At 61.7% G+C, this 8,722-nt stretch carries 9 protein-coding genes and 1 pseudogene; 7 read left to right on the top strand and 3 right to left on the bottom strand.

Annotation, left to right across the window (positions count from 1 at the left end; translation table 11 throughout):
- Positions 1-183: pseudogene (locus RFN28_RS22055) on the bottom strand (alcohol dehydrogenase catalytic domain-containing protein); the annotation flags it as partial.
- A 384-nt stretch (positions 184-567) separates the two neighbouring features.
- Here RFN28_RS22055 and RFN28_RS22050 point away from each other — a divergent pair.
- From RFN28_RS22050 to RFN28_RS22030, 5 genes are all read left to right on the top strand, one after another.
- On the top strand, positions 568-1,806 hold the full coding sequence (locus RFN28_RS22050) for a lanthanide ABC transporter ABC transporter substrate-binding protein PedA1 (RefSeq protein WP_320289336.1): 1,239 nt from the start codon (positions 568-570) through the stop codon (positions 1,804-1,806).
- Positions 1,807-1,825: 19 nt separating this feature from the next.
- On the top strand, positions 1,826-2,797 hold the full coding sequence (locus RFN28_RS22045) for a PQQ-dependent catabolism-associated beta-propeller protein (protein WP_320289329.1): 972 nt from the start codon (positions 1,826-1,828) through the stop codon (positions 2,795-2,797).
- 79 nt (positions 2,798-2,876) lie between these two features.
- Positions 2,877-3,665 (top strand): lanthanide ABC transporter ATP-binding protein PedB/LutE, encoded by a 789-nt coding sequence (locus RFN28_RS22040; RefSeq protein ID WP_320289328.1) that lies wholly within the window; start codon positions 2,877-2,879, stop codon positions 3,663-3,665.
- Complete coding sequence (locus RFN28_RS22035; RefSeq protein ID WP_430678593.1) at positions 3,662-4,537, top strand: lanthanide ABC transporter permease protein PedC; 876 nt, start codon at positions 3,662-3,664, stop codon at positions 4,535-4,537. The genes RFN28_RS22040 and RFN28_RS22035 overlap by 4 nt, the downstream gene beginning before the upstream one ends.
- A complete protein-coding gene (locus tag RFN28_RS22030; protein WP_320289327.1) occupies positions 4,537-5,166 on the top strand; it encodes a hypothetical protein in 630 nt (209 codons plus the stop codon). Before RFN28_RS22035 ends, RFN28_RS22030 begins: the two co-directional genes overlap by 1 nt.
- Before the next feature lie 86 nt (positions 5,167-5,252).
- On the opposite strand, the gene RFN28_RS22025 is transcribed toward RFN28_RS22030, so the two are convergent.
- Both RFN28_RS22025 and RFN28_RS22020 read right to left on the bottom strand, forming a co-directional pair.
- Positions 5,253-5,453, bottom strand: a complete 201-nt coding sequence (locus RFN28_RS22025; RefSeq protein ID WP_320289326.1) for a hypothetical protein — start codon at positions 5,451-5,453, stop codon at positions 5,253-5,255.
- 227 nt (positions 5,454-5,680) lie between these two features.
- Positions 5,681-6,670: a LysR family transcriptional regulator gene (locus tag RFN28_RS22020; RefSeq protein WP_320289325.1), complete on the bottom strand. Its 990-nt coding sequence runs from the start codon at positions 6,668-6,670 to the stop codon at positions 5,681-5,683.
- A gap of 120 nt (positions 6,671-6,790) precedes the next feature.
- On the opposite strand from RFN28_RS22020, the gene RFN28_RS22015 reads away from it, so the two are divergent.
- Together RFN28_RS22015 and RFN28_RS22010 are read left to right on the top strand one after the other, a co-directional pair.
- Positions 6,791-7,840 carry a class 1 fructose-bisphosphatase gene (locus tag RFN28_RS22015; protein ID WP_320289324.1) on the top strand — a complete coding sequence of 350 codons (1,050 nt, stop codon included), beginning with the start codon at positions 6,791-6,793 and terminating at the stop codon, positions 7,838-7,840.
- Between the two features lie 8 nt (positions 7,841-7,848).
- On the top strand, positions 7,849-8,721 hold the full coding sequence (locus RFN28_RS22010) for a phosphoribulokinase (protein WP_040974189.1): 873 nt from the start codon (positions 7,849-7,851) through the stop codon (positions 8,719-8,721).
- The last annotated feature ends 1 nt before the right edge of the window (position 8,722 follow it).

Here is an 8,722-nt window from a genome sequence, read left to right as displayed (position 1 = left end):
GCCCAGAATCGCCGGAAAGATGCCCTCCGGATCGGCGCCCGACAAAGTGAACTCATCGGTATGGCAGATGCCGGTCGCCTTGACCTCGACCAGCACCTCGCCCTCGCGCGGCCCTTCGAGGTCCACCTCCATGATCTCCAGCGGCTTTCCGGCACCAACGGCTACTGCGGCTCGCGTTTTCATGAGGCATTCCTCCCAAGGCAGTCGACGAATTTCTGGCGGGCTTGACGCCTGCCTCGCAACAAAAATGTCCGTTTCCGGGTTGCCGTGAGATCGCAATAATCGAACGATCCACCTCATAAGTCTATTCTACCAAAGGTCCCCCACCCTCACCCGCCTCAAGGCAGCCGCGTTATGGACGCGCTGCTCAGTTCGGGACTTTCCGCACAGTTTCCTGGACCCATGACGGCTACCTCCTTGCCGCGGGAATAGGACTAAAGCAGAGCGAGGACGTTCTGCTCACGCGGTTGATAAATCCCGCGGCTTCACTAAGCTCACCGCGGGGCACCTTGGCTTCGCGCTGGTCCGGCAACGATCGAGCAAGCGCAAGAAGTGGTAATGTTGTCAATGACAAGTGCGGTGCCGGGCACCTTGGCGGCCCTGTTGTGCTTTCTGTCCCTGACCGCTGGCGCGTTGGCCCAGCAACCGACCTTGCAGCCGGCGGGCGCGATCAAGCCGCAAGGCAAGACAACCGAAATCAAGATAGGCTATTTACGGGCCTACGCGCCGCGACTGACGCTTTCCTTGCTCGATGCGCCGCCGCGCGACGAAGGTGTCGCCGGTGCCAATGTCGCCATCGGCGACAACAATACGACGGGCAAGTTCATCAATCAGAAATTCAACCTCGACGTCACCGAGATAAAGCCGGAAGCCGACGCGGTTCAGGCATTCGACGACCTGATCGCCAAGGGCGACCGCTATGTGGTCGCGGATCTCTCGGCCAAGCAGTTGCTGTCGATCGCCGACATCGCGCGCGACAAGGGCGTGCTGATCTTCAACGTCGGCGCCACGGACGACAGCCTGCGCGAAGAGGACTGCCGCATAAATGTCTTCCACATCGCGCCGACGCGAAGCATGCTCGCCGACGCGCTGGCGCAGTATCTCATGGTCAAGAAATGGCCGAACTGGGTGCTGATCTACGGTTCGCATGAGCAGGATCACCTCTATGCGGACGCGTTGCGCCGCGCAGCAGCCCGCTTCGGCGGCCAGATCGTCGCCGAGAAGGAACTCAAGGACACCGGCACGGCGCGCCGCACCGATACTGGGGCCACGCAGATACAGCAGCAGATTTCGGTATTCACGCAGGACCTGCCGGAGCATGACGTGCTGCTTGTGGCCGATGAAAGCGAGGTGTTCGGGACCTATGTGCCCTACCGCACCTGGACATCGCGGCTGGTCGCAGGCACGGCCGGTCTCGTGGCATCGTCATGGCATCCCGCGAGCGAGCAATGGGGCGGCATTCAGATGCAGAGCCGCTTCCTGAAGACGACAGGCCGGCGAATGCTGTCCAAGGACATGTCGGCCTGGACGGCGGTGCGGGCAATCGGCGAAGCCACCACGCGCACCAATGGCGACGATCCGAAGAAGATCAGCGATTACATCCGCTCGGACGATTTCTCGGTCGCCGCCTTCAAGGGGCAGAAGCTGACCTTCCGCAAATGGAACCTCCAGCTTCGCCAGCCGATCCTGCTTGGCGACACCAAATCGGTCGTTTCGACATCTCCCCAGGAGGGCTATCTCCACCAGGTTTCCGAGCTCGACACCCTCGGCATCGATCAACCGGAAACGAAATGCGTGCTCAAGTAGCGCCAATCGGGAGGAATTCGTGCAGAGACGAGCTTGCGTACTCGCCATTCTCGCAACCGGCATCATGGCCGGCCCGGCATCGGCCTACACGGCCTATGTCTCCAACGAGAAGGACAATACCATGACCGTCGTCGACACGGCGACCATGCAGGTGGTCAAGACCGTCGACGTCGGCCAGAGACCGCGCGGCATCACCATCTCGCACGACGGCAAGTTCATCTATTTGTGCGCCAGCGACGACAATACGATCCAGATCATCGACACCGCGACGCTGCAGGTCGTCGGCACGCTGCCCTCCGGCGACGATCCCGAATTGTTCGTGCTTTCGCCTGACGGCAAGACGCTCTACGTCGCCAACGAAAACGACAATCTGGTCACCGCGATCGAGGTCGACAGCAAGGAAGTCAGGACCGAGATCCCGGTTGGCGTGGAACCGGAAGGAATGGCCGTCAGCCCGGACGGCAAGACCATGATCAACACCTCGGAGACCACCAGCATGGCGCATTTCATCGACACCGAGAGCCATGAGGTAACCGACAATGTGCTGGTCGACACGCGCCCACGCTTCGCTGCGTTCAAGCCCGACGGATCACAGATCTGGGTCACCGCCGAGGTCGGCGGCACCGTCAGCGTCATCGATAACGCCAAGCGCCAGGTCGTGAAGAAGATCAGGTTCGCGATTCCGGGATTGCGCGCCGAAACCATTCAGCCGGTAGGCATCGCCATCAGCGCCGACGGCAAGAAGGCCTATGTCGCGCTCGGCCCGGCGAACCATGTCGCGGTGATCAACACCGAGAGCTACGAGGTGGAAAAGTACATCCTCGTCGGCCAACGCGTCTGGCATCTGGACTTCACCCCCGATCACAAGACCCTGATCACCACGAACGGCAATTCCAACGACATCACTTTCATCGACACGGCGACCGACGAACCGGTTCAGTCGGTCACCGTCGGCCAGCAGCCCTGGGGCGTGGCCATATCGCCCCAATAGAAAGCAGCCGGAGACTGAGCCTGCCACCGAGGCCAAAGGCGGCGAGCGCGCTAGATAAGCATCCGAAGAGAGCTATCCCATGCAGCACGCGAGGACGAGGAAAGCGGAAGATGAGGTGGCGGCGCTCGACGTCGCCGGCGTCAGCCATTCCTATGGTCCGAAGCGGGCGCTCAACGACGTCTCGTTTTCGATCGCGCCGGGGACCTTCACCGCCCTGCTCGGTCTCAATGGCGCCGGCAAGACAACTCTGTTCTCGCTGATCAGCCATCTTTACGACACGCGCCGGGGATCGATCCGCATCTTCGGCCATGACGTAAGCCGAGCTTCCGGCGAGGCGCTCAGACGTGTCGGCATCGTGTTCCAGGCACGCACGCTCGACCTCGATCTGAGCGTGTACCAGAACCTCTCCTATCACGCCTCGCTGCACGGCATCGGCCGGCACGAAGCCGGGCAGCGCATTGCGGCGCTGATCGAGACGGTCGACATGCCGGGCCGTCAGCATGACAAGGCTCGCAGCCTTTCCGGCGGCCAGATGCGCCGCATCGAGATCGCCAGGGCGCTGCTCCACCGCCCCTCCCTGCTGCTGCTCGACGAGGCAACGGTCGGTCTCGACATCCAGTCGCGCGCGGGCATTCTTGCCACCATCCGCAAGCTGGTCGAAACCGAGGGCATCGGCGTGCTTTGGGCCACCCATCTGATCGACGAGGTTGATGACGGCGACCATCTCGTCGTGCTGCGGCAGGGTGACCTGGTCGCCAAGGGCAAGGTGGCCGACGTCGTCAAGGCCAGTGGTGCCGCTTCGATCGGCGACGCCTTTTCGAGGCTCAGTCGCAGCGAAGCGACAGGCATTGCGGAGATCTCGCCATGAGCGCTTCGGCAATGCCGGAAAAGGTCGCTGCCGTCACGCCGGCGAAGTCCGGCGCGTTCGGCCTTCGCCACTATCTCATCTGCCTCAAAGGGATCGTCATACGGGAATGCCTGCGCTTCCTGCACCAGCGCGAACGTTTCATCTCATCGCTGGTTCGACCGCTGGTCTGGCTGTTCATTTTTGCCGCCGGATTCCGCCAGGTGCTCGGCGTTTCGATCATCCCGCCCTATAAGACCTACGTGCTCTACGAGGTCTACATCACGCCAGGCTTGTGCGGCATGATCCTGCTGTTCTCGGGCATGCAGTCTTCGCTGTCGATGGTCTACGACCGCGAGATGGGCAATATGCGCATCCTGCTGGTCAGCCCGTTTCCCCGCTGGTACCTGCTGCTGTCGAAGATGCTCGCCGGTGTTTTCGTATCGATCGCGCAGGTCTACGCGTTCCTGATCGTTGCCTGGTTCTGGGGCGTCAAGGCGCCGCCGCTCGGTTATTTGTTCGTGCTGCCGGCCCTGTTCCTGTCGGGCATGATGCTGTGCGCGCTCGGCATGCTTTTGTCCTCGATGATCAAGCAGCTCGAAAACTTCGCCGGCATCATGAACTTCGTCATCTTTCCCGGCTATTTCGCTTCTCCGGCGCTCTACCCTTTGTGGCGCATCCAGGAAGCGAGCCCGCTTCTTTACAAGCTCTGCCTCGCCAACCCCTTCACCTATGCCGTCGAACTGATCCGCTTCGCCTTCTACGGACAGGTCGATTGGGTGTCGCTGGGTGTCGTCGCCGGCTGCACGCTGCTGTTTCTGGGTGGCGCCATCATCGCTTATGACCCTTCGCGCGGCCTGATAACCCGCAAGCAGGGCACGGGAGGAAACGGTTGATGGGACGGATGAGCCTTGTTCGCAGCCTGGTCGCGGCTGTCATGCTCGTACCGAACGCCAGCGCCATGGCCGCGAACACCGATCCGGACTGGCCCTGCATGCAGCGCAAGGTGCCGCAACTCTCGCTCCGCCAGGTGTGGAACGGTCCGGAACTTCCGCCGGCGGCGAAGGACTGGTCGGAGGACGCTTCCGTCTCCGCTTTGGTCGAGGAGGTGGCGGCTCGCAAGCTGCCGATTGCCGACGCGCAGAGGAAGATCAGGGATTTTGCGGCCTCCCTGCCGGCCGAGCAGCTTGCGCCGAAAATGGCGATGCTCGTGCAGGGCATGTTCGACCACATGGACGCCGAGCGTTCGCACGTGATTTCCGGCATTTCCCGTTACGCCCACAGGCAGCTCGAAATAGCCGCCGAATTGCGCAAGGAAGCGTCCGATCTCGATGCCTTGCGCGCAAAACCCGACGCGGATCAGGACGAGGTCGAGCGGCAGATCGATCAACTGAATTTCGACACGCGGATCTTCAGCGAGCGCGCGCAATCGCTGACTTACGTCTGCGATGTGCCGACGATAATCGAGCAGCGGCTTTATCAGCTGTCCAAGACCGTCTCTGAAACGCTTGCGGCGAAGAAATAGCGCATGTCGCCCAAAAGTGCGCAGCGGTTTTGGGAGAACGACATGCGTAAATACAGAGATTTAAGCCAGCTTCGAAGACGCGCCCGTCAGGCTCCCCGGCCGGGCAGCACGCGCCAACGCTGCACGAAATAGCCGGGATGTGTCTCCAGCCAATGGGCAACCAGTGGCTGCGCCTGCATGAAGGCCACCCCGGGGTTCATGGCCAGGCCGTTCGCGACTTCCTCGCGTTGCTCGCAGGCCTGCGGCACGGCCGTCATGCAGACCATCATCACGATTGTATAAAGCATTGCCCCTTCCCCTCGAATTCCCGAGCCCCATGCCCGGGACGCATAGCGATTTGTCTGCAGGGTTGGCTGCCTATCCGTCTTGTTTGCGAGTATGAGAGCGCGTGCCCCTGCCCTTTCGCACTGCAACATAGCATGCGAGCCCACCAACCGCCATCGGTGGCGGTGCGTTTTCCACGCCCTTGTTAGCCCTCTTTCGCATGATTTCTGCGGCCGGTATGTCGGGTGTTTCACTCTGGTCGCTTTCCTGGCGCTCCCATTTGTTGCATCCGCGCAGCTTCATTCGCTCCGGTGTACGGATACAGCTTGCCGAACAGAGGCAGGTACATTGCCCCCTTGCGCATCAGGAAATCGTTGAAGGTCGCCATAGCCGGCGAGATCACGTGATCGGTGCGCATCACCGAAAACCATTGCCGGCGGATCGGCATGCCGACCACGTCGAGAATAACGAGCCGGCCGGCTTCCGTTTCCGCGGCGATGGTGTGGGCGGAGATGAAGGCGATGCCGAGACCTGCCATTACCGCCTGCTTGATCGTCTCGTTCGAACCCATCTCGACGCCGAGATCGTCGATCCGGCCGGGCACGTCGCTCAGGAATATCTCCAGCGAGATGCGCGTGCCCGAGCCCGGCTCGCGAATGAGGAAATGCTCCTCGGCGATCCGTTCCTTGGAAATGTCGCGTGCCGACGCCAGCGGGTGTTCGGGCGGTGCGATGATGACCAACGGATGATCGCCGAAGACCGAAGCGCGCACCGAAACTTCCTTGGGCGGACGGCCCATCAGCGCGATGTCGATGTCGTGATTCTTCAGACTGTCGATCGTTTCGGCGCGATTGCCGATGGCAAGCCGCATGTCGATATCGGGATGCTCCTTCATGAAGCCGGCCATGAGCCGTGGCGCGAAATATTTGGCGGTGGACACGACGCCGAGCCTCAGGCTGCCTGTGCGCACGCCCTTGATTGCGTCCATCTCGTCGTCGAGCAGGCGAAGCCGCTCCTCGATAGCCTGCGCCGCCTCGACGAAGGCCAGCCCTGCGGCGGTGGGACGCATGCCGTCCGACGTCCGGTCGAACAAGGCCAGTTGGAACTCCTCCTCCACCTGTCGCAACTGGATCGTAACCGCTGGAGGAGAAAGGCCTAACACTTTGGCCGCGCTGACGATTTTCCCGTGGCTGACGATTGCCTGGACGGTCTTGAACTGCTTGAGCGTGAGGTTTCTCATAAGGCATATTAAATTATTTTTACTGCCTGAGTAAAGTTATTGAATTTTACTTATCTCATATCGTTTGTTTTCATCTCCCCATCCGGCCTCCGAGGTATACGGCCGGACTGGGAGGTTACGATGCCAGCGGCAACGCTAGACGCTTTTCTGAACTCCTATCTCGGCGACCCGCCTCACGAACGCCGCTCCGCGGTCGTGGCCACCGTCCGTCAGCTCACGCAGGCCGCCACCAGGGTCCGCAATGCCATCAACCAAGGCGTGCTCGGCACCGCTTTTGCCGGAACCCGCGGCACCAATGCCGACGGCGATGTGCAGAGGGATCTCGACATCTTCGCCGACGACATCTTCCTCGACGCGATACGTCACGCTCCGGTCGCGCTCTATGCTTCCGAGGAGCTGGAGCAGCCGGTCCTGCTCGACAGGCAAGCTCCCCTCGCCCTCGCCATCGACCCGCTCGACGGCTCCTCCAACATCGCCACCAACGTGTCGATCGGAACGATTTTCTCGCTCCTCCCTGCAACTGGCGCGCCGGACGCCAATCCGGCCGCCTCTTTTTTGCAGGCAGGCGTGAGCATGCTGGGCGCCGGCTTCTTCATCTACGGGCCGCAGCTGGCGCTCGTCCTGTCGCTCGGCAGCGGCACGCACGTCTTCGTGCACTCGACCAGGCTGGGCACCTTTGTCCAGGCCTATGAAAGCCGGATCATCCCGGATCGGACCCAGGAGTTCGCCATCAACGCCGCCAACTACCGCCACTGGGACGAGGCCGTGCGGCTCTATGTCGACGACTGCCTGGAAGGCACGGAAGGCCCACGGGAGAAGGACTTCAACATGCGCTGGATCGCCTCGCTTGTCGCCGACTGCTATCGCATATTGATGCGCGGCGGCGTGTTTCTGTATCCCGGCGACCAACGCAGGGGTTACCGCCAAGGCCGGCTTCGGCTCGTCTACGAGGCCAATCCGATCGCTTATCTGGTCGAACAAGCGGCGGGTGCCGCGACCGATACGATTTCCCGCATCCTCGAAATCGAACCCGAGTGCCTGCATCAGCGTGTCCCCGTGGTCTTCGGATCCGCGCGGGAAGTCGCACGGATAGCCCGCTACCACACCGAACCTAGCGCTATCGGCGAGCGTGCACCGCTGTTCAGCAACCGCGGACTTTTCAGGGCCTGAGCAGCATCATGTCGGCAAAGCACCCCATCATCACCATCACCGGGTCGTCGGGCGCGGGCACAACCTCGGTCAAGCGCATCTTCGAGCTGATCTTCCGGCGCGAGAACATCGAGGCTGCCTTCATCGAAGGCGACGCCTTTCATCGCTACGACCGCGCGGCGATGAAGGTGGCGGTCGCCGAGCAGGAGAAGGCCGGCAACCCGAACTTCACCCACTTCCATGCCGAGGCCAACGAGCTCGAGATCCTCGAGGGGGTGTTCGAGGAATATGGCCGCCGGGGGACCGGAAGGACCCGCACCTACGTCCATGACGAGGACGAGGAGAAGCTTTACGGCACACCGCCGGGGAATTTCACCGAATGGCGCGAATTCGCCCCGAGCGACTTGCTCTTCTACGAAGGCCTGCATGGCTGCGTCGTTACCGACAAGATCAACCTGGCCAGGCATGCGGACCTCAAGATCGGCGTGGTGCCGGTCATAAATCTCGAATGGATCCAGAAGATCCATCGCGACCGCGCAACCCGCGGCTATTCCACCGAGGCGGTGATGGACGTGATCCTGCGCCGCATGCCGGACTATGTCCGCTTCATCGTCCCGCAATTCTCGCAGACCGCGATCAACTTCCAGCGCGTGCCGATCGTCGACACGTCCAACCCGTTCATCGCACGCTGGATTCCGACCCCCGACGAATCGATGCTGGTCATCCGCTTCGCCAATCCTCGCGGCATCGATTTCCCTTACCTGCTTTCGATGATCCACGACTCCTTCATGTCGCGGCCGAATTCCATAGTGGTGCCGGGCAACAAGCTCGACCTTGCCATGCAGCTGATCCTGACGCCGCTCATCCTGCAATTGATCGAACGCAAGAAACGTGTGTCGTGAG

The organism is Mesorhizobium album (genome assembly GCF_033977205.1).
GTDB lineage: Bacteria > Pseudomonadota > Alphaproteobacteria > Rhizobiales > Rhizobiaceae > Mesorhizobium > Mesorhizobium album.
This window is presented reverse-complemented; position numbering and strand designations above follow the sequence as displayed.